Origin of the sequence: Bowmanella yangjiangensis (assembly GCF_017255015.1) — a bacterium.
GTDB lineage: Bacteria > Pseudomonadota > Gammaproteobacteria > Enterobacterales > Alteromonadaceae > Bowmanella > Bowmanella yangjiangensis.
This window is the reverse complement of sequence record NZ_JAFKCS010000445.1, coordinates 1-635: the sequence shown is the minus strand read 5'-3', so window position 1 is coordinate 635 and position 635 is coordinate 1. Positions and strand designations below refer to the sequence as shown.

Sequence of the window (635 nt, the reverse complement as noted above, 5' to 3'; positions counted from 1 at the left end):
CTGCTGTATCTGCGCGCTGAGTGCCAGGGTCTGGCGCAGGTCGCTCAGCGCCCGTCCCACCAGCAGGACCGCGCCCATCAGCAGGAGGACAGCCAGCTGCAACTGGTTGCGCTGCAGGTCCAGCCCCTCCTGACCGAGGCTGGTGCGCAGCAGGGGCAGCACCAGGGTCGCGCAATAGCCGAGGATGACGCCGTACAGGGCGCCGACGAACGCATGGCGCAGCGCCAACACCAGCATGCTGATGCCCAGTACCGGCAGGGCGAGCAGCAATGGCAGGCTGCCCAGCAATACCAGCAGCAGCACGAACACGCCCGCAGCGAGCAACCAAGCGGACAGCGAGGCACTGAGCAGCGAGGTCGTCCCGGGCGTCTCGGCCCATTTGCGCAGCCAGCCACGCGCCCGCAGCAGCGGCGTGGCGAAGGCCAGCAGCGGCGCGCACAGGGCGAGCAGGTTGATCGCGTCGGTCAGCCAGATCGACAGGCTGGCCAGCGCCCAGCGCTCGCCGATCTGCAGGCCGGTCAGCCACAGGCCGGTCTGCAGCCCGAGGGCCAGCAGGGTGGCGGGCACCAGTACACCAAGGGCGAAGAAACGCAGCAGATCCGACAGGCGCCCCAACGCCGGGTCGAAGACCTGCC

General features: G+C 69.8%; 1 protein-coding gene. It reads right to left on the bottom strand.

Annotated elements, in window-relative coordinates; genetic code table 11:
- Positions 1 to 635 (bottom strand): hypothetical protein (locus J0A65_RS25055; RefSeq protein ID WP_206596939.1); only part of this gene is annotated, 635 nt, incomplete at both ends.